Below are 19,699 nucleotides of genomic sequence, written 5' to 3'. Positions count from 1 at the left end.
GGGAGGCGCCGTATAGACCCACCACATCCCGCAACGCAACAACTATTTTCAATCACCCGCTCTTTCCCCTACGCCAATCCCAACTGTCGCAGCCCATCTCCTTCAGGCGCCGCCTGCCGCCACGCGGCGGATTGTATCGACAATGCCACGGTTCAACGCCCGACAGCGGGTCAGCCCTCATCAATGATGGGGTTCGACAGAAGCCCCACGCCTTCGATCTCCACCTCGCAGACATCGCCGGCCTTCATGAACAGTTGCGGCTTGCGCGCCGCCCCCACGCCGGCCGGCGTGCCGGAAATGATCAGGTCGCCGGGCACCAGTGCGAACGCTTCCGAAATCAGTGAGACCAGTGTCGCCACATCGAAGATCATGGAATCGGTATTGGCATCCTGCATCACCTGCCCGTTCAGGCGGGTTTGCAGGCGCAGGCCCCGGGCCCCGGACGGCAGTTCGTCGACAGACACGAATTCCGGTCCGAACGAGCCGCTGCGGTCGAAATTCTTGCCCATCATCCATTGGGCGGATTTGCGCTGATAATCGCGGACGGAGCCGTCATTGAACACGGAGTAGCCCGCGACATGATCCAGCGCCCGGTTGACCGGGATATGGCGGCCGGCCTTGCCGATCACCACCAGCAATTCGCCTTCATAGTCGAACTGCGCCGACACACGCGGCCGCAGCAGCGGCGCCCAATGCCCCACCCAGGAACTGGGATAGCGGTTGAACAGCACCGGGTAATCGGGGGGCTGGAAATTGCTTTCCGCCGCGTGGTCGACATAGTTCAGGCCGACGGCGATGGCCTTGGCCGGGGCATTGATGGGCGCCAGATAGTCGATACGTTCCAGCGGGATACGGCTGCGCGCCCGGCTGGCCGCATCCTGAACCACCTGCGGCCAGCCCGCCCCCATGGCCAACAGGGGTTCCAGGCGGGCCGGCAACCCCTGTTGCGTCAGATTGATGACCTCGTCACCTGTGCGCAGGCCGATGGCGGGGCCGGACGGCGTCGAAAAGGCAAGAATTCTCATGGTTGCTGTCCCTGATGGCTGGCCGGGAGGCCGAACCTTTTCACTGGGGGTGTGACCGTTGGCAGGGCAGGATCACCCATAGGTGAAAGAACAGCACCCCAGCCCGCCAACCCTGGCCACCAGGGTCTGACCGGGTGACAGCGCCACCATGGGGCCCAGCGCCCCCGTCAGCAGGATATCGCCGGCGCGCAGCGGCTCGCCCCGCGCCGCCAGGGTGCGGGCCAGCCAGGTGGCAGCGTTCAACGGGTGGCCCAGACAGGCAGCCCCCGCCCCCAGCGACGCGACATGGCCGTCCATCTCCAGCACCATGCCGCAGGTGTAGAGATCCAGATCCGCCAGCGGCACCCCCCGCTCCGCCAGGACGAAGAAGGCGGAAGAGCCGTTGTCGGCCACGGTGTCGGCGAAAGTGATGGCCCAGTTGGCGATGCGGCTGTCCACAATCTCGATCGCGGCATGCACGGAGGCCACGGCGGCGGCCACCTGCTCGCGGCCTGTTTCGGGATCGGTCAGATCCCGGCCCAGCACCAGGGCCACCTCCGCCTCTGCCTTGGGCTGCAAGGCGCGAGCGGGGTCCAAGCGCCCGCCATCGGCGATGCGCATATCGTCGAACAGGACACCGAAATCGGGCTGTCCAACCCCCAGTTGGGTCTGAACGGCCTTCGCGGTCAAACCGGCCTTGCGGCCGACGATGCGCCGTCCCTGGGCCTGCCAGAAGCGGGTATTGAGGGTCTGCACGGCGTAGGCCCCATCGGCGTCCAGCGGGTCCAGCCCATCGCGCAGGGGCGGCACCGCCCCTTGGATATAGGCGTCGCGCAGGCGCCGGGCGAGGTCATCATGGGTGGGAACGGCCATCCGGGGGCTCTCCTCTTAACCGCTTGGAATGGAATGTCAAAAAGGATCGGGCAGTCAGGCGGGCAGCCGTCCCGCCACCGGCAGGATGATGCTGTTGCTGCCCAGGATGTCCCGGGCCAGCTCCAGGTCGCCGTCGGCCAGGGCGGCCCGCACGCGGCTGGAGGAACAGACACGTCCCGCCCCGTCGCAGATGGCCCGGTGCGCCGACACCCCGAAGCCAAGGTCGGCCCCCAGGGTCCGCAGCAGCCCGACATCGCCCTGTCTGGCGGCGCCGAACCGGTAATCCTCCCCCACCACGACATGCGCGACATCCAGGCGGGCGACCAGGATATCGCGGACGAACTGATCGGCTGGCAGGGCCGCCAGGGTGGCATCGAAGGTCAGGGTCACCACCTCCGCCACGCCGCGGGCGCGCAGCAGGGCATCCCGCTCCGCCGGTGCCGTCAGTTGCAGCGGCGGCTGGTCGGGGCGCAGAAACCGCCTTGGATGCGGCCAGAAGGTCAGGGCCGTGGCCGGGACATCCAGGTCGCGGGCCAGGGCCACAGCATGATCGACCAGGGCCTGATGCCCGCGATGCACACCGTCGAAATTGCCGATGGCAACCACACGGCGCCCCTGGCGGGGCGGGACTGTCGGGCCGGCCATCATCATGCCTCCAACGCGGTCAGCAGGGCCGGCAGCACCTCCCGCCAGTCGGCCACCAGCCCCAGCTCGGCGAACTGGAAGATGGGGGCCTGCGGGTCGGAATTGATGGCCACGATCCGGCTGACCGGTGCGATCCCCGCCAGATGCTGGGGCGTTCCCGACAGGCCGACCGCCAGATAGAGTTCCGGGGCGACGAACTTGCCCGACTGGCCCACCTGCCGGGAAACCGGCGCCAGCCCCAGATCGATGGCCGGCAGGCTGGCGCCCACGGCACCGCCCAGCCGATCGGCCAGACGCGCCAGCAGCGCGAACCCGTCCGGGTCCAGCCCGCGACCACCGGACACGACCAGCCGTGCCCCTTCCAGCGCCGCCTGCCGTTCGGCCAGCGGTCGCCGTTCAACCGGAAGATCACTGTTCCCGGTATCCATGGCGGCCGGCCCGGCTTCCGGCAAGACCGCGCCTGGCAGCGGCGCCATGGTCGCTTGCGGACGCAGCACCGCCGTCGCTGATCCTTCGCAGGCGATATGCCGGCGGATGCGGCCGCCGCGCTGGCTGGTGGCCCTGATCCGCGCGCCGTCCAGCGCCAATCTTTCACAGCGGCCCAGCGGCTGAAACCCTGCCTTCGCCGCCACAAGGGCCGCCAGTGCCTCCCCGTCCGCGCCCGGCGGGGTCAGCACCAGCAGGGAGCGATCGGACCAGCCGGCCAGGGTGTCGGCCGCCGCCCGGGCCATGGCCCCGATCCCATCCGGGCAGGGCCGCCAGCAGGCCCGTTCCCCCGGCAGCAGGGACACGGCTTCCGGCCCGTCCGGTGACAGCCACAGGCTGGAGAAGCCCGTCCCCGTAGTCGCTGCCAGTTCGGCCGCCGCCACCCGGGCCTTGTCGGCATCCATATCCGTGGCGTCGCCGCACGGGGCCAGAACGACGATATGGTGAAGCGCATCCGTCATCGCCCGGCCCGCCATTGCTGAAAAAGAAGGGCCGCGGCTGCGACCTGCGCCGGCACCGGCCCGGACAGGATGCGGCCCGCCACCTGTTCGCGCGTCGTGGCATGCGGTTCGGCGGACAGCAGATGAAGGCCCGCTGGCCCTGTCCCCCTGGGTGCGACCGGCACCGCTGGCAAGGCCGCCTGACGCGCGGCCATGACATTCTTCATCAAGGGCTTGCGCAGCCGGTTGCGGCGATCATTGGTGACACTGACCAGGGCCGGGCAGTCGATGGTGACCCATTCCTCGGCACCAGCGTGTTCGCGCATGAACCGCGCCCGGCCATCCGTCCAGGCCATGTCCTGCGCCAGCCCAAAAAAGGGCAGGTCCAGCAGGCCGGCAAGATAGGCGGGAAAGCTGCCATCATCATGGTCCCCGAATTCCCGGCCGATCAGCAGCAGATCGGGACGGGACGGGCCGATGCAGGACGCGATGGAAGCGGCCACGCCGGCCGTATCCCACAGGCTGGCTTCGGGCAGCACCAGACGCTGCGTCTCCACCCGGTAGGAAGCGACAGTGCGGGCCGTGCGCAGCGTATCCTCCGCCCCGACCACCAGGGCCTTGACCGCGTCCCCCGCCCCCGACAAGTCCCGCAGGCGCAGGGCCAGTTCCAGCGCCGCCTCGTCAAAGGGGGAAAGGATCATCCGATCCGGGAGACGGGATGGCAGGGCCGACGGAACGGGCCAGTCCAGGGGCCATTTCGGGTCCATCACCCCGGCCAGCAGCAGCATGATCCTCATGCCCGCCCCTCCGCGATGCCCTCGACCGCCAGCCGCCCGAAAACCACGGCCTTGCCCAGTGCCGATCCGGTCATATAGGCCGCCCCGTGGAAGCCGCCCATCACCTCGCCGGCCGCGAACAGCCCAGCAATAGGCTGGTCGTCGACATCGATGACCCGCAGCCTTTCATCGACGCGCAGCCCGCAATAGGTGCCGAAGACGACAGCCGTCGAGGGATAGGCATAGAAGGGGCCGCGTTCGATCCGGCGCAACGCCCCGTGCCGATGGACCAGATGCGCCCGGCCGAAATCGGCATCATGGCCGGCATCGACAAAGCCGTTATAACGGTCCACCGTGGCGATCAGGCGTTGCGGGTCGATTTCCAGTTGCCCGGCCAGATCGGCCAGGGTGTCGGCCACGACGAACAACCCCTCCTCCAGCCGGCGGCCGAAATCGAAGATGCGCACGCGGTCGTCACCACTGTCGAAAATGTCCTGGTCCAGAATCTGATAGGTCGTGTGATAGGGCTGGGCCATGCAGGCATCGCCCAGCAGCTTGTAGGACAGGCTCTCATCAACATAGCGGTCGCCATCCTGATTGACCGCAATGGCCCCCTTATAGACGGCCTGCAGGCTGTGATCGTTGGTTTCGTCCGTGGGATGCTTGCCGTAGGTGCCCTTGATATAGGCCATGTCGCGCAGGTCAGCACCCAGCTTCCAGGCCATGCGCAAGCCGTCGCCGGTGCTGCCGGCACCACCGACGAACACGGCCTCGTCATAGTGCGGGGCGAACCGATGGACCAGGGCGGGGTTGCGGCAGAAGCCGCCGCTGGCCAGCAGCACGCCATGGCGCGCCTGGACAAGATCGGGGGCGCCATGGGTGCGCACACCGGTGACCAGCCCGTCTTCGCGCACCAGTTCCCGCACCGCCACCCCCATCAGCAGGCGCAGGCGCCCGCTGGCCAGGGCGTTGGCCGCCAGCCGCCGGACCATGTCGGCCGGGTCGACGCTATGGACGCGCCGCGCCGACTGGCCCGACGCCGCCTCCAGCGTGGGGCTGAACTCCACGCCCGCCGCCTTCAGCCATTCATAAGTCGCCAATTGCCGGTCGGCATAGAGGCGGACCAGCGCCTCGTCATTTTCGAACTTGCCAACCTCGCGCAGGTCGTTGAACAACAGGTCGGGCGTGTCCGCCACCCCATGGGCGCGTTGCAGGTCCGTGCCGGCAAAGGCCAGGCACCCGCCGCTCATGGCCGACGACCCGCCGGTCTGGGTCAGCTTTTCCAGCAGGATGACATCCAGCCCCGCCTCCACGGCGGTCAGGGCCGCGGCGAAGCCGGCCGCCCCGCCACCCACGATCACCAGATCCGCAATGGCGGTCATGGCTGCATCTCCCGTCCAAAGCCGGCGGCATGGGCGCCCGCCCGGCGGCCGAAGACGGCGCCGGACATCAGCCCGGCACCGCCGGGATAAATGTCGTAATAAAGACCGCCCACCAACTCGCCGGCGGCATAAAGGCCGGGAATGGCCCCGCCCTCGACCGTTATCACCCGCCCATGCCCATCGGTTCGCACGCCACCGAAGGTGAAGGTGATGCCGCAGGTCACACCGAAGGCGACGAAGGGCGGCTTTTCCAGCCGGTTGGCCCAGTTGGATTTCGGCACGGGCAGGCCCATGGCCGACCGTCCGTCGCGGCGCGTGGGATCAAAGGGCACATTCCCCGCCACGGCCCGGTTATAGGCATCCACCGTGGCCAGGAACCCGGCCGGATCGACGCCTTCCATCTTTCCGGCCAGTTCGTCCAGGCTTGTCGCCTCCACCTTTGTGATCTGGCGGACGCGGTATTCATCGCTCAACAGGTGCGCGACCTGGGCGTCGAACACCTGCCAGGCCAGCGCCCCCGGCTGGGCCAGCACGGCATGGCCCAGGCGCGAATAGGTGTAGTTGCGGAAATCCGCCCCTTCATCGAAGAAGCGCTCGCCCCGCGCATTGACCATGATGCCGAAGGGGAAGCTGTTCTTCTGCTGGCCCAGCAGGTCCAGATCGCCGAATTCCGGCGCCGCCAGGTCATAGGCGACGGCATGGCAGCCCGACCAGTGACCATAGGGCATGGCACCGGCATCGATGGCCATGCGCACGCCGTCGCCCGTGTTGAAGCGCGATCCCCGGACCTTGGCCAGATCCCAATCGCGCCCCAGATAGCGGGCGCGCCATTCGGCATTGGCGTGGAAACCGCCGGCCGCCAGCACCACAGCCTTGGCCCGGATGTCGATATCGCGCCCGCCGCTGCGCGCCCGCACGCCCGTCACGGTCCCGCCATCCATTAGCAAGGACAGCGCCCGGGTGTCATAGCGCACGATGACGCCGCGACGCCCGGCCGCTGCATGCAGGCTTTCCACCAGCCCCAGGCCACCGCCCGCCACCTCCAGCGTCAACCCGCCCCAGAAGCGGAAGCGGCCTTCGCTTTTGAAGGCCTGACGGCCATAGATGGGCATGAAGCGCACGCCCATGCCGCGCATCCAGTCGGCCGTGTCCAGACTGTCGGCCACCAGGATTTCCGCCAGCGCCATGTCGGTGCGATAGCCCGACAGCCGCGCCAGATCATCGAAATACTGGCCGGCATCGTAGGTGCCGAAATCCGTCTCCGCCTCCTGCGCGGGGCTGAGGTCGGGGACCATGCGGCGGATATCCGCCACGCCGTCATAGGCCATGCGGAAGGCACCGCCCGTATAGGCGCTGTTGCCCCCCCGCTCGTCCTGCGGGGCCCGTTCCAGCACCAGCACGCTGGCCCCCGCCTCCGCCGCGGACAGGGCCGCGCACATAGCGGCATTGCCGGCGCCGACCACCAGCACGTCGGGATAAATCTGCTGTTCCGCCATCGTCATTCCGCCGGTTGCAGGCCGTAGAAGCGCAGCACCTCGTCCACGCGGCCGGGATCGGGCAAGGCGGCGAAGAAGCCGCGCCTATTGTGGATCTGCCCGCCCCGGCGCCGGTGATCGACCAGCCCTTCGGCCTGACGGACCCAGGCGGCCAGACTGTCGACGATGGGAACACCGTCCACGGCCGACAAACCTTCACAGGCCAGCAGCACGTTCAACGGCGCCTCGCCGGGGATGATGACATCGGCCCCGCGACCGATCAGGTCTCGCGCCGCCGTCCGGAACCGGTCGATCAGCGGGCCGGGCTGGTCGAAGGCGGCCAGCACGTCGGTGAAGCGGAACCCGACATGCCGCGACCCGGCAAAGCGGTCGCCCAACCCATGCCGGGCCGCGTTTTCCGCCACCAGTTCCGCCAGCTCGTCGATGAAGACCAGCACACCGAAGCGTCGCCCCAGCGCACAGGCCGACAGCATGGCCGCCTCGCCATAGCCGACGACGGGAATATCGACCAGGGCCCGGATTTCCTGCAAGGCCGGCTCCGGCAGGGTGGACAGGGCATAGGCATCGAACCCCGCCCGTTCCGCCGTCACCGCCGCCTGGATGAATTGCAGGCCATGCAGATGCATTAGGCCCACATGCTTGATGTCCTCTCCCGGATAGTTGGACCGGTAGGTGCCGGGCCGCAGCCCATGCATCACGATCTGCGTATCCGGGCGGGCCACCTGCCGGAAATGGCGTTCCAGGGCGGCACCATAGGCCGGCAGGTCATCCAGGACGGTGAAGCTCTGATGCCATATGCGCATCGCCATGGACCGCCCCCTTATTCCGGCCGCGTATACATCAGCGGCGGAATGGGCTGGCCCAGCAGCATCCCGCCCAGCACGCCCGCATTGTTGTCGGCATCCTGCGTGATGTGGTTGGCGCCGGCCAGCGTGTCGCGCAGCACCCGCTGCATGGGGTTGGACGAATAGATGCCGCGGGCCGACAGGGCCTTGAACAACAGCAGCACCGCTTCTTCCGCCTCCCGCCCGACGCGGGCGCTGTCCAGCATGTAATGCACGCGATCTTCCAGCGGGATCATCTCGCGCCGTTCCACCTTGGGCGTCGTCTCCGCGATCATCTGTTCGAGCCGGGCGCTGGATGACCGCACCTTGGCCACAGCATTGGCCAGACGGTCCTTGACATAGGGGCTGAGGGCCGTAGGCAGGCCCGTGCCCATATCCTTGCGCACCTTCATCTGCTCGATGAAGATATCGACGGCGCCGCGGGCAAAGCCCAGGATCACCGACGACACGGCCGAATAGAAGATCATGTTGAACGGGAACAGATACATCGACCCGCGGTCGGTCAGTGTATAGTCCAGCATGCTGTGGCAACGGTGGGTGGGCACGAAGACATCCTTCAGCAGCAGGCTCTTGCTGCCCGTGCCGGCCAGACCGAAAACGTGCCAGTCGTCAATGATCTCATAGTCACTGGCCGGGACCAGCAGGGCGTAGCGGTCCACGGGCCGGCCTTCGGCATCCTTCTTCAGGGCGCCGATGAAGGCCCAATGCCCATGGTCGCAGCCGCTGGAGGTGGGCCAGCGTCCGTTCAGGACATAGCCGCCCTCCACCTCCGTCAGTGTCCCGGCCGGTGGGTAGGAAGAAGCGACGATGGCATTCTGGTCCGTGCCCCAGACATCATCGCCGGCGCGCGGGTCCATCAGGCCGAATTCCCAGGTATGGATGCCCAGGATCATCATGTTCCAGGCGCTGCTGCCACAGCCACGGCCCAGTTCCTGCAACACCCGCATCAGCACGATGGGGTTCATCTCATACCCGCCCCAGCGGCGTGGTTGCAGGATGCGGAAGAACCCGGCATCGACAAAGCCCTTGATGATGTCCGGCGGCACGGAACGGCGGCGTTCCACCTCGTCCGCGCGTTCGCGCAGCATGGGGATCATCGCGCGGGCCCGGGCGACCAGTTCTTCCGGGGTGGGTATGGACGTGGCCGGGCTGAGGGCGGCGATTGAGGTCATGGCTTGTTTCCTTGGCGCAAGGCGGCGTCAGATCGCGGGGACCGTCCGGAACGCACCGCTGAAATAGATGAGGGGAGAGGCATCGCCTTCCGGCAGCCGCACGGAGAGGACGTCGCAGATGAAGATGTCGTGGGTTCCGGCATCGATGGCTTGGAACACCCGGCAGCCGAAGCCCACCAGGGCATCGTCCAGCAGCGGGGCGCCGGTCACCGCATCCTGCCGCCAGGAACCGGCCTGGAATTTGGCCGCCGGGTCGCAGTCACCCTGGCCGGCGAAGCGCCTGGCCAGGGTCTCCTGATCGGCTGCCAGCACGTTGATGCCGACCACACCGCTGTCGGTGATGACCCGATGCGCCCAGACCGACCTGTTTACACAGGTGAGAAGACGGGGCGGCTCAGCGGTCAGGGAACTGACGGCGGTGGCCGTCAGTCCCGACCAGCCATCCCGGTCGGCACCGGCCGGGGCGGAGGTGACGATGCAGCAGGCACCGGCCAGACGGCGCATCCCCTGGCGAAACAGGGTGGGGGACGGGGCGGGGCCGGCTTTCATCAGATTTCGCCCGTCAGCAGGTAATGGCTGACGACGTTGTTGAACTCGTCCGGCCATTCATACTGCGGCCAGTGGGCGGCATCGCCCTTCATGACATAAAGCTTGCCATGCTTCAGGCGCGGCAACGCCGCCTCGGCCGCATCCACGTCATGGATGGGGTTGTACTTGGTCCAGAACAGCAGGCTTTCAGCCTCGATCCGTTCAATCTCCACCATGTCGGGAGAGGTGTTGCCGCCCGCGGCGCGGTTCAGGCGGGCGAAGACCAGCGGGGCAGCCGCCTGGAAATCGGGCTGGCGATAGATGCGCACCCGGCTTTCGATCAGTTCATCGTCCAGCAGCCGTTCCCAGTTGCTTTCATGGATCAGCCACTGCATGCGGGCCCGGACCGTTTCGGCCGTCGGCGGCTTGCCGACATTGCGGGCCGACAGTTCGGCCAGATCGGCCAGATCCTTGCGCCCTTTCTCGCTGACGATGGGGATGCCGCCGGCGGTGTTCAGCACCGTCCTCAACGTGCGTTCCGGATACTGGACGGCAAAAGCCGCCGCCACCAGCCCGCCCAGGGACTCGCCGGAAATGTGGGCGCGCTGGACCCCCATCACATCCATCAGTTCACGCAGATGCGCGACATAGGTGGCCGGTTGATAGGCGATGTCGGTGGGCTTGGCGGACAGACCGTGGCCGACAAAGTCGAAGGCCACGACATGGAACGTCTCGCCCAGCGGCACCACATTCTTGGCATAGGCCTCGATATGGCCGCCGATGCCGTGCATCAGAAACAGGGTTTCCGAATTTCCCCTGCCCGCTTCGGCAATACGGGTCCTGCCGAAGGTCGGTGTGTCGACATAACGGATCTCGGCCCCAAAAAAATCCAGCCAGATGGACATGCGGGTGCAACCTTTCCAATGAAATTGGGGGAAACGGCGGGATCAGGCGTTCGCCGTGGGTTCGCCGATCAGGGAGGCGGCGCGCTGATGGCCCCAGTCGCTCATCTTGTGATGGGTGACCACCTGCCAATCGCGGTCGTCGATGACGATGCCGCCATGTCCGATCTCCACCCCGAAGCCGGACGGCGCCTCCACGTAAAAGGAGAACATCTTGTCGTTCGGGTGGTGGCCCAGATGCAGCAGGATGCGGTAACCGGCCTTGCGGGCCCGGTCATAGGCAAAGCCGACGTCATCCATGGACATCAGTTCGACCATGAAGTGGTTCAGGCGACGCTGCGACGGGAACTGGCCCGTGGCCAGCGAATGGTGGCGACCGGTCTTGGCATGGAAGAAGGTGGCATCGGCCACAATGCCGGGGGCCAGTTCCTCGCGGATGATGTCGCTGAGCCGAAGGCCCATCACATCGGTATAGAAGCGCTTGGACGCGGCATAATCCTTGGCCACGGGCAGGATATGGCCCAGACCAAGGTCGCCCGTCCTGAAACCGGGACCGGTCAGCCGATCCGATTTGAAGGGCGTATCGGCAGCCACGCGGCCATGGAAGAACTCGTGCCGGAAACCGATGGGGTCTTCCAGAACGTACAGGGTCTGAACACCCCGTGACCGCGCCAGATCGGCGTCTGCCAAGCGAACGTCACCCCCGGCGGTGCGAACCTGGGCGACATAGGCTTGCAGCGTTGCTTCATCGTCCAACACCCAGCCGGCGGCCATCAGATCGTCGGCGGGGCCCTGCTCAAGGCGGATGCGCCAGGGATATTCGTCGACGCGCAGGTCCAGGGTCCCGTCACCGCGCGCACCGGCCTGCATGCCGATGATATTGACAGCAAAGTCTTCCCACCGTGGAAGGTCGGACGCCTGCAGCACGATATAGGCAAGGTTGGATAGCTCGGCCATGGCTTCTCTCTTCGGGTTCGGGCCAGCCGCGGCGGCCGCGCGGCACGATACCACGCGTGCCTCCCGGCAAAACCGGGTAAGCCGCTGCTGCAAGTCGCAAGTCACCGATGGTCGCCAACGAACACTATTGGCGAACCCCTGTCGAATGAGGCGTATTGTCAGAGAATTTCTGGCATCCCCGGCTATTTGTCGGGAATGAGGGCAGATTCTAGACGAACGATTCCATCTTGTTCATTTTGGTTTCCTCCCCTTGCATATTTCCAATCGCAGCTCTGTTCTGTCTGTGACCGGTATGCAATTTTATTCTTGCTGGGGGAGCATCGCCTCTTCGGGCAGCTCCATTGCCGCCATCGTCATGCAGTTGGCATTATCGCGCAATGCGATATTTTTAGATAACCAGTATCGAGAGGATCGATAAGACAATGCGCCTGCGGGATTTCGACATCAATCTTCTGACCCTGATGGATGCGATCTGGACGACGCGCAGCGTCAGTGCGGCGGCACGCCAGTTGAACCTGGCGCAGTCCACGGTCAGTGCAACCCTGAACCGGCTGCGCGAACAGTTGGACGATGACGTCTTCGTCTGGAACGGACACGAAATGGTGCCCACGCCGCTGGCCAGCCAGTTGATGCCCGATGTCAGCGAGGTTCTGTCGGGCGTGCGATCCGTGCTGGAAAAGGCACGCGGCAAGCTGGCCGATGTCGAACATCATCTGGTGATTGCCACCGCGGATTACGTGGCCGCAATGGTCGGCCCGGAATTGCTGAAGCGGATGGGGCCGGGCCAGGGGGCGCTGACCCTGGATTTTGTGGAAATCAAGCCGCAGCTGATCAACAAGGGCAGTCTGCCCGACATCGACCTGTTCATCTTCCCCATGAATGCCCTGCGGGTCACGGGGCTGCGCCGCCAGCATCTATACCGCGACCAGTATGTCTGCATCGCCCATGCGGACAATGACGCGCTTTATGAAGGCATGCCGGCCGGCGCGTTCATAGCCTTGCCCCATGTCGGCTATTCGGCCGTTCCACGCGCCACCTTCAGTCACGAATCGTTGCTTTGGGATGACCTGGGTGACGGCCCCAATTACAAGATCACCATGACCAACTATCTGGTCTTCCTGCGCATCGTGCTGAACAGCGACGCCGTCGCCATCGTGCCGCGGCGCATGATCGAAGCGTCACCATCCGGGCTACCGCTGAAATGGATCACCCCGCCACTGCCCATGTCGCCTCTGGACATCTCCATGGCCTGGAAGTCGGCACATGACGATGACAAGTCGCATCTCTGGCTACGGACGTCATTGGTGGAAGCCTGCGGCGGCTGGACCCTGCCGGACAAGGCCGACCGGTAGCGCCGGCATCGTACCGTTCTGAAATCAATGACTATCGATTTTATTGATAGTGGCTTTCGAAACATATCGTTTTGCCGATACCCCCAACTTCGCCACCTTCTTCGTGGCGGCGTTCAAAGCCGTAAAAAGTCGTGCCGTTTCCGTCGGCGTCATTCTGCCCTGAAAAACTGTAGACAGTTGACGATCGGACAGGCTCGGACCTCGACACAAAGGGGAGGTAACATGATCCGTTTTTTCAAGGCTGGCCCGAAGGCCGGTCGCGCCCTCGGCACAATCGGTGCCGCCATCCGTCGGCACGGGGCGACGGCCCTGATATCCACGGCGGCCTGCGCACTGGCGCTGCCGGCCCTGGCGGTCGAACCGGGCAGCAATGAGAGTTTTGCGCTGGAAGAGATCGTGGTTACGGCCCGCCGCGTGGAAGAACGGCTTCAGGATGCACCTGTGGCCGTCACGGCATTCAGCGCCGATGCGCTGGAGATGCGCTCCGCCGGACAATTGGACGATATCTCTCGTTTCACGCCGGGCGTTGCCATCTATCCAGGCGGGTTCGGCGTGGCCGATTCCGGCCAGGCCTTTATCCGCGGCATCGGCCAGTTCGACTATATGATCACCACCGACCCTGGTGTCGGCGTCTATCTGGACGGTGTCTATCTGGCCCGCACCACGGGCAATCTGTTGGATCTGGCCGATGTAGAGCGGATTGAGGTGTTGCGGGGGCCGCAGGGCACGCTTTATGGCAAGAACGCGCTGGGCGGTGCCATCAATGTGGTGACGCGGCGACCCGGCGATGATTTCAAGGGATCGGTGACCGGTACGATCGGTTCCTACGATCGCCGCGACGCGCATGTGAAACTGTCGGGCCCGCTGGAACCGGGCGTTCTGGCAGCGTCGGCATCGGTGCTGGTGCAACGGCGCGACGGCTTCATCAAGCGCGTGCTGCAGCCGGGCGAACGTCAGGGGGACATGGATTCCCAGGCGGGCCGCCTGGCCCTGCGCTGGACCCCGTCGGAGAATTTCTCCTACGATGTCGCCGGTGACTATACGCGGGCACGCACACAGCATGGCCCCTATCGTTATGCCGGTCGCTTCACTGACATGCCGGCGGGGCTTTACAAGCTGCTGAGCCCGGGCGGCCTGGACCGGTACGATACCGACAAGCTCCATGAAAGCTACGCCACCGGCGACAATTACATCGACCAGGATATCTGGGGCGTCAGCGGCGTGGGCGAATGGACCATCGGCGACAACACGACCCTGACCTCCACCACCAGCTACCGCTCCAGCGATCTGGTCAATTCCGGTGACCTGGACGGTACTCCCTTCCACATGCTGGAGGAAAAGGACGATATCCACCAGCACCAGTTCACCCAGGAGTTCAAGGCGTCAGGCACGGCATTCGATGATCGCCTGCACTATACGACCGGTCTGTTCTACCTGCGGGAAAAGGCCTCGCACATGATCGATGTCGATATCATGAGCGACCTGCCGATCTTCCCGTTTCGGGGTTTCAACGACCGTTATGTCGCCACCTATCAGACCCAGAGCAGCTATGCCGCCTATGGTCAGGCCGACTATTTCCTGACCGAGAAGCTGTCGGTCACAGGCGGCCTGCGCTTCACCTATGAAAAGAAGAAGGCCAACATCTCCACCCTGCGTGATGTGGCGGGAATTTATGAACTGGCCCCCGCCGACCACACGGCCGACTGGTCGGCCTGGACGCCCCGCCTGGGTGTCAATTACAAGTGGGACGACAGCCTGATGACCTATGCCTCGGTCGGCAAGGGCTTCAAGAGCGGCGGTTTCAATGGCCGCGCCGCGGCCCCCGGCACGGAAGGCCCCTTCAATCCCGAATATGTCTGGACCTACGAAGCCGGTGTGAAATCGGAATTCATGGATCGCCGCATGCGCCTGAACCTGGCGGCGTTCCTGAATGATTATAAGGATATGCAATTCGCCGTCTCCTCCCTGGCCGCCGATGGTGTGACCTTGCTGCTGGGGCAGGAGAACGCGGCCGGCGCCAAGATCAAGGGCATCGAGGCGGAGTTGAGCGCCGTCCCCTTCCGGGGCTTCGAACTGACCGCCACGCTGGGCTATCTGGACGCCTATTTTACGGAAGTCAGCCCGACCGCGACGGAGATCACCAAAGACAGCAAGCTGATGGGCACGCCCAAATGGACGCTGTCGCTGGCCGCCCGGTATGATTTCCAGGTGGAAGGGGCCGGTGATTTCACCCTTGCCGCCGACTACAGCTATCGCAGCAAGATCTATTTCAATCCGCTGAACACCCCGGGCATCACCGCCGCCCTGCCTCTGGTCAACATCCAGGGCACCTTCACGCCGGCGGGTACGAACGTCACCCTGGCGGTGGGTGCTACCAACCTGTTCGACAAGCAATATTACGCGTCCGGTCTGGGACCGGCGGGCCTGGGTGTCATCCGCGGTGTGGTCGGACGCCCACGCGAATGGTTTGCACGCCTTACCTACGCGTTCTGATCGTCCGCGACCAGCGGCCGGCATCCGCGTTGCCGCGGATGCCGGCCATTCTGCATTTTCACCCGTGGAGTGGCCATGACCCCATCCAACCATCGGCGCCATATCCGACGTTATCACCGGCATTGGCGAACGGCCGCTATGGTGGCAACTGGCTTGGCGATATTTGCCGCCGGCCTGACCCGGCCCCCCGCTGCGGCAACCGATACCGCGCCCGACCTGATCCACGGGCCGGCGCGACCAGAAGATATTGTCGCCCTGCCCGGCGGCCGCTGGGTTCTGGTCAGTGCCATCGCTGCCAAACCGACCGACGATCAGGCCGGTCTGCATCTGCTCGACAGCCGCAGCCTGGCCCTGTCCCCGCTCGCCCTGCTGCCGGCGGACCGGCCGGATGCCGGGGCCTGCGGTCCGGCCCTGGCTCCCGGCGCGCTGAAGCCGCACGGCATCCACGTCACCCCCAGTGAACGGGGGGGCAGCATCCTTCATGTCGTGAATCACGGTGAACGGGAAAGCGTCGAGATCTTTCGGCTGGACCTCTCCGGGGACAAGCCGACTGCGCGCTTCATCACCTGCGTGGCGGTGCCGGACGGCGTGTTCGCCAATGGCGTGGCAGCGGTGCCGGGCGGCGGGTTCGTCATCTCAAAGATGTTCGACAGCCGCGACCCCGATCATTCACCGCGCATGGCGCAAGGGGAAAAGACGGGCGAAGTGCTGCAATGGGCGCCGGGTGCGGGCTGGCGCGCCGTTCCGGGATCGGCGGCGTCGGGTGCCAATGGTGTGCTGGTGACGCCGGACGGGCATGCTGTGATCGTGGCGGCCTGGGCTGAACGACGCGTTCTGCGCGTACCGCTGGATGGCAGCGGTGACGCAAACCGCTCCCCGGAACTGCCCTATATGCCCGACAATCTGCGCTGGTCGAATGATGGCGAAATCCTGGTCACCGGGCAGACGACCAGCGTCGGCGATGGCTGGAAATGCCTGATGGCGGAAGGGCCCTGCCCGTCCGCCCTGGCGATCGATGTCCTTGATCCGCGGACGCTGCAGCCACGCCCCGTGACCCGCCGGTCGGATGCGGATTTCGGCATGGCCAGCGTTGCGGCACAGGTCGGTGCGGACATCTGGGTCGGCACCGTGGTGGGTGACCGGATATTGCGCTTGCGCATGGCCGGAAGCGGGGGCCGATGATGCCCCCCGCCGCCCCCTCAATCCGGCCAGAGTCCGCCATTCACGTCGATGATCTCCCCCGTGATGAAGGCCGCCTCGCGCGAGCAGAGGAAGGCGGCCAGGGCCGCCACCTCGTCCGCGCGGCCCAGGCGGCCCAGCGGGATCTGCGCCTTCAGCGCCGCGGGAAAGGCGGTGGTCATGGCGCTTTCGATGGGGCCGGGGGCAATGGCGTTGGCGGTGACGCCGAAGGACGCCACCTCCTTGGCCAGACACAGGGTCAGGGCATGCACGCCGGCCTTCGACGCGGCATAGGCGGCATTGGCGGCCGCCTTCTGCTCCTCCGGATCCAGCCAGGGGCGCGGGTTGCCGCCATTCTTGGCCAGGACCGAACCGATATTGACGATGCGCCCCCAACCGCGGGCCTTCATATGCGGCAGGACGGCGCGGCAGGTCAGGAATACGCCCTTCAGATTGATGGAATGGACGCGATCCCATTCCATGTCCGTGATGGTTTCGAACGCACCGGCGGAAGTGACGCCGGCCGCCGTCACCAGAATGTCGATCCCGCCCATGGCCGCCGCTGCGTTGACCAGTGCCTCCACGGAAACGGCATCGGCGATGTCGGCCGGCTGCTCGAAAAGAGTGATCCCCTCCGCCCGCAGGTCGGCCGCCAGCCGGTCACAGGGCGACCGGTCCGTCAGGAACAGCGTCGCCCCCGCATGGCCCAGCCGGCGGGCAATGGCGTCCCCCAATCCACCCGCGGCCCCGGTCACCAGCGCGGTCCGACCCCGCAGATCAACGGCGACGGGCGCATATTCCTGCCCGCTCATGCTGCGGTCCCGGCAATATGAAGCGCGGCCAGACGCCCGAACACGGCCCCGCGCAGGACCGACGTCGAACCGGTATAGACGCGGTAATAGAGGCCCATCGTCTCCCCCGCCGCATAGAGTCCCTGGATCGGTGCACCGTCCTGATCCAGCACACGCGCCTGTGCATCGACCTTCAGACCGCCGAAGGTGAAGACATTGGCCGAAATGACGGGATAGGCCAGATAGGGCCCGTGTTCAAGCGGCCGCGCCCAGTTGGATTTGGGCGGTTCCAGCCCCTCCGTCGCCAGCCCGTCCAGCACCAGCGGCCGGAAATCCCCCGGACGGCAGGCCGCATTATAGGCCGCGACGGTCGCGCCCAGCGTTGCCGGATCAACCTGGATGGCGTGGGCCAGATCGGCCAGGGTCGCGGCGCTGACCGGCGGCTGATCCGTTCGGACGGCCTTGCGCCAGTTGGGCACCTGTTCGATCCCCGCATCCAGGATCAGCCAGGCAATGCCGTCGCGCTGTTCATAGATGCGGCGGGTGACATTCTCATAATGGGCATCGACGGTTCCCGGCGCCTCGTCGGTGAAGCGGCACCCGTCCTTGTTGACCAGAATGCCATAGGGAAAGGCGAAGATCGCCGGCTCCGCCACGCCCGACCGGGGGTCGATGGGTTCGGCATGATAGCTGCCGAAATCGCCATTGGGCGCGGCCCCGACCTGCAGCGCCATCTGGATGCCCTCGCCCTTGTTGTAATGCCCGCCGCGGGCCACGGGCCGCAGATTGATGGCACGCGGTCCCAGATAGCGGGCCAGCATCTCCGGATTGCCCTCGAAACCGCCGCTGGCCAGGATGACGGCGCGGGCAGCGTGATGGACCTCCCGCCCCTGACGGTCGCGGGCGACAATGCCGGCCACTGCCCCTTCCGGGGACCGCCGCAGGGACCGGGCCGTCGTATCGAACAGGAAGGTCACTCCCGCCGCCTTGCACCGGTCGGTCAGCGTCTCGACGATGGCCAGACCGCCACCGACCGGCAGCAATCGCGTCGTCGTCGTCGTCAGGAAGGCCGTGGGCAGGAAGTCGAAGCGCACGCCCGCACTTTCCAGCCAGCGCAGCGTCGGACCGGCCGCATCGGCAAAGCCGGCGATCAGTTCCGGATCGGCCATGCTCTGCGCCCGCGCCAGCGGCGACCAGTTGGCGTAATCCAGCGCCATCTCGCGCAGGAAGGTCGGGTCGACATAGCCGCCGGCATTGGCGGCGAAATGCTCATGGAAATCGTCGGCAACCTCGTCGACGCTTTTCATGCGCAGATAGGCCTCGGTATAGCGGGTATTGCCGCCATGCTCCCCTTCCGGCGCGCGTTCGACGACCAGGACGGACAGTCCCTTTTCAGCTGCCGACAGGGCCGCCGACAGGCCGGCAACGCCCGATCCCACCACGATCACGTCATGCACAGTGCGTTTCCTCCCCTATGCGCCGCCGCTGGGCGGCTGCCCTTATTCGTTTCCGCCGTATCGCGCCTCGCGCGCATCCCAGACATCCTTGGCCACTGCCTGCTGTCGCACCTCGAAAGAAGCCAGGCGGTCGGCGACCGAGGCCAGGGCCCCATGCCGCCGCAGCGCCTCCAGCACTTCGCGCGATGCCAGAAGGGCAGCCTGCAACGCGGCATTGGCATAAAGGACAAAGGCAAAGCCCATATCGCGCAGCCTTTCCACCCCTGGCTCGGGCGTGCGCCCGCCAAAGACGATGTTGGCCACCTGTGGCGCGTCCAATTCCCGGGCGATGCGACGCATCTGCGCCTCGTCGGTGGGGGCTTCGACAAAAGTGATGTCGGCGCCGGCGTCCAGATAGGCGCGCGCCCGGTCCAGCGCAGCGTCGATCCCGTCGATGGCCAGCGCATCGGTACGGGCGATGATCGACAGGTCACCATCGATGCGGGCATCGGCCACGGCGCGGATCTTCTGCACCATCTCATTGACCGGCACGACCTGCTTGCCGGCAAAATGGCCGCAGCGTTTAGGGAACACCTGGTCCTCGATCTGCAGGGCGGCCGCGCCCGCCCGCTCCAGCATGCGCATGCTGCGATAGGCGTTCAGCGCGTTGCCGAAGCCCGTATCGGCATCCACGATCAGGGGCAGATCGACCGCATCAGCCGTGGACCAGACAACATCAACAATCTCACTCAAGGTTGTCAGACCAATATCAGGGGCCCCCAGACGCATGTTGGCGATGCCGGCCCCGGTGATATAGGCACATTCAAAGCCCGCCGCCTCCACGACGCGGGCGAACAGGGCGTTGGCGGCCCCCGGCACCAGGATCGCCTCCCGCCGCAGGGCCATTTGCTTCAGCCGGGTGGTAGGGCGCATGGCAACCCC

Annotated in this window: 18 protein-coding genes; 3 read left to right on the top strand and 15 right to left on the bottom strand. The window is 65.9% G+C overall.

The window, feature by feature from the left end; genetic code table 11:
- Positions 1 to 170 precede the first annotated feature (170 nt).
- The 12 genes from ACODTW_RS17815 to ACODTW_RS17760 all read right to left on the bottom strand — a co-directional run bounded on the left by ACODTW_RS17815 (position 171) and on the right by ACODTW_RS17760 (position 11,506).
- Positions 171 to 1,025, bottom strand: a complete 855-nt coding sequence (locus tag ACODTW_RS17815; RefSeq protein ID WP_488947406.1) for a fumarylacetoacetate hydrolase family protein — start codon at positions 1,023 to 1,025, stop codon at positions 171 to 173.
- A gap of 72 nt (positions 1,026 to 1,097) precedes the next feature.
- Positions 1,098 to 1,877 carry a 2-keto-4-pentenoate hydratase gene (locus ACODTW_RS17810; protein WP_488947405.1) on the bottom strand — a complete coding sequence of 260 codons (780 nt, stop codon included), beginning with the start codon at positions 1,875 to 1,877 and terminating at the stop codon, positions 1,098 to 1,100.
- A gap of 54 nt (positions 1,878 to 1,931) precedes the next feature.
- Positions 1,932 to 2,522 carry a hypothetical protein gene (locus ACODTW_RS17805; RefSeq protein WP_488947404.1) on the bottom strand — a complete coding sequence of 197 codons (591 nt, stop codon included), beginning with the start codon at positions 2,520 to 2,522 and terminating at the stop codon, positions 1,932 to 1,934.
- Between the two features lie 2 nt (positions 2,523 to 2,524).
- Positions 2,525 to 3,469, bottom strand: coding sequence for an electron transfer flavoprotein subunit alpha/FixB family protein (locus tag ACODTW_RS17800; RefSeq protein WP_488947403.1), 945 nt, complete (start codon positions 3,467 to 3,469; stop codon positions 2,525 to 2,527).
- Positions 3,466 to 4,245: an electron transfer flavoprotein subunit beta/FixA family protein gene (locus tag ACODTW_RS17795; protein WP_488947402.1), complete on the bottom strand. Its 780-nt coding sequence runs from the start codon at positions 4,243 to 4,245 to the stop codon at positions 3,466 to 3,468. The genes ACODTW_RS17800 and ACODTW_RS17795 overlap by 4 nt, the downstream gene beginning before the upstream one ends.
- Complete coding sequence (locus tag ACODTW_RS17790; RefSeq protein ID WP_488947401.1) at positions 4,242 to 5,606, bottom strand: FAD-dependent oxidoreductase; 1,365 nt, start codon at positions 5,604 to 5,606, stop codon at positions 4,242 to 4,244. Before ACODTW_RS17790 ends, ACODTW_RS17795 begins: the two co-directional genes overlap by 4 nt.
- Positions 5,603 to 7,108 carry an FAD-dependent tricarballylate dehydrogenase TcuA gene (gene tcuA / locus ACODTW_RS17785; RefSeq protein ID WP_488947400.1) on the bottom strand — a complete coding sequence of 502 codons (1,506 nt, stop codon included), beginning with the start codon at positions 7,106 to 7,108 and terminating at the stop codon, positions 5,603 to 5,605. The genes ACODTW_RS17790 and tcuA (ACODTW_RS17785) overlap by 4 nt, the downstream gene beginning before the upstream one ends.
- Positions 7,105 to 7,911 (bottom strand): aspartate/glutamate racemase family protein, encoded by an 807-nt coding sequence (locus ACODTW_RS17780; protein ID WP_488947399.1) that lies wholly within the window; start codon positions 7,909 to 7,911, stop codon positions 7,105 to 7,107. The genes tcuA (ACODTW_RS17785) and ACODTW_RS17780 overlap by 4 nt, the downstream gene beginning before the upstream one ends.
- Before the next feature lie 11 nt (positions 7,912 to 7,922).
- Positions 7,923 to 9,119: an acyl-CoA dehydrogenase family protein gene (locus ACODTW_RS17775; protein WP_488947398.1), complete on the bottom strand. Its 1,197-nt coding sequence runs from the start codon at positions 9,117 to 9,119 to the stop codon at positions 7,923 to 7,925.
- A 27-nt stretch (positions 9,120 to 9,146) separates the two neighbouring features.
- Positions 9,147 to 9,668: a flavin reductase family protein gene (locus tag ACODTW_RS17770; protein WP_488947397.1), complete on the bottom strand. Its 522-nt coding sequence runs from the start codon at positions 9,666 to 9,668 to the stop codon at positions 9,147 to 9,149.
- Positions 9,668 to 10,552, bottom strand: coding sequence for an alpha/beta fold hydrolase (locus tag ACODTW_RS17765; RefSeq protein ID WP_488947396.1), 885 nt, complete (start codon positions 10,550 to 10,552; stop codon positions 9,668 to 9,670). Before ACODTW_RS17765 ends, ACODTW_RS17770 begins: the two co-directional genes overlap by 1 nt.
- 42 nt (positions 10,553 to 10,594) lie before the next feature.
- Positions 10,595 to 11,506, bottom strand: a complete 912-nt coding sequence (locus ACODTW_RS17760; protein ID WP_488947395.1) for a VOC family protein — start codon at positions 11,504 to 11,506, stop codon at positions 10,595 to 10,597.
- A gap of 422 nt (positions 11,507 to 11,928) precedes the next feature.
- Between ACODTW_RS17760 and ACODTW_RS17755 the strand changes: the two genes are divergently transcribed.
- The 3 genes from ACODTW_RS17755 (at position 11,929) to ACODTW_RS17745 (ending at position 16,533) form a co-directional block, all read left to right on the top strand.
- Entirely contained in the window at positions 11,929 to 12,858 is a 930-nt protein-coding gene (locus ACODTW_RS17755) for a LysR family transcriptional regulator (RefSeq protein WP_488947394.1), read from the top strand.
- Between the two features lie 222 nt (positions 12,859 to 13,080).
- Positions 13,081 to 15,351, top strand: coding sequence for a TonB-dependent receptor (locus ACODTW_RS17750; RefSeq protein ID WP_488947393.1), 2,271 nt, complete (start codon positions 13,081 to 13,083; stop codon positions 15,349 to 15,351).
- 153 nt (positions 15,352 to 15,504) lie between these two features.
- Positions 15,505 to 16,533: an SMP-30/gluconolactonase/LRE family protein gene (locus ACODTW_RS17745; RefSeq protein ID WP_488947392.1), complete on the top strand. Its 1,029-nt coding sequence runs from the start codon at positions 15,505 to 15,507 to the stop codon at positions 16,531 to 16,533.
- A gap of 17 nt (positions 16,534 to 16,550) precedes the next feature.
- Here ACODTW_RS17745 and ACODTW_RS17740 read toward each other — a convergent pair whose 3' ends face one another.
- Genes ACODTW_RS17740 through ACODTW_RS17730 form a run of 3 tightly spaced genes read right to left on the bottom strand, consistent with a single transcriptional unit; the run spans position 16,551 to position 19,690 of the window.
- Entirely contained in the window at positions 16,551 to 17,342 is a 792-nt protein-coding gene (locus ACODTW_RS17740) for an SDR family NAD(P)-dependent oxidoreductase (RefSeq protein WP_488947391.1), read from the bottom strand.
- Positions 17,339 to 18,778: an FAD-dependent tricarballylate dehydrogenase TcuA gene (tcuA, locus tag ACODTW_RS17735; RefSeq protein ID WP_488947390.1), complete on the bottom strand. Its 1,440-nt coding sequence runs from the start codon at positions 18,776 to 18,778 to the stop codon at positions 17,339 to 17,341. Before tcuA (ACODTW_RS17735) ends, ACODTW_RS17740 begins: the two co-directional genes overlap by 4 nt.
- Positions 18,779 to 18,820: 42 nt before the next feature.
- Complete coding sequence (locus ACODTW_RS17730; RefSeq protein ID WP_488947389.1) at positions 18,821 to 19,690, bottom strand: isocitrate lyase/PEP mutase family protein; 870 nt, start codon at positions 19,688 to 19,690, stop codon at positions 18,821 to 18,823.
- Positions 19,691 to 19,699 lie beyond the last annotated feature (9 nt).

This window comes from Niveispirillum sp. FG148 (genome assembly GCF_057809655.1).
Note: the sequence above shows the minus strand (reverse complement) of the source record. Positions and strands in the feature narration are given on the sequence as shown.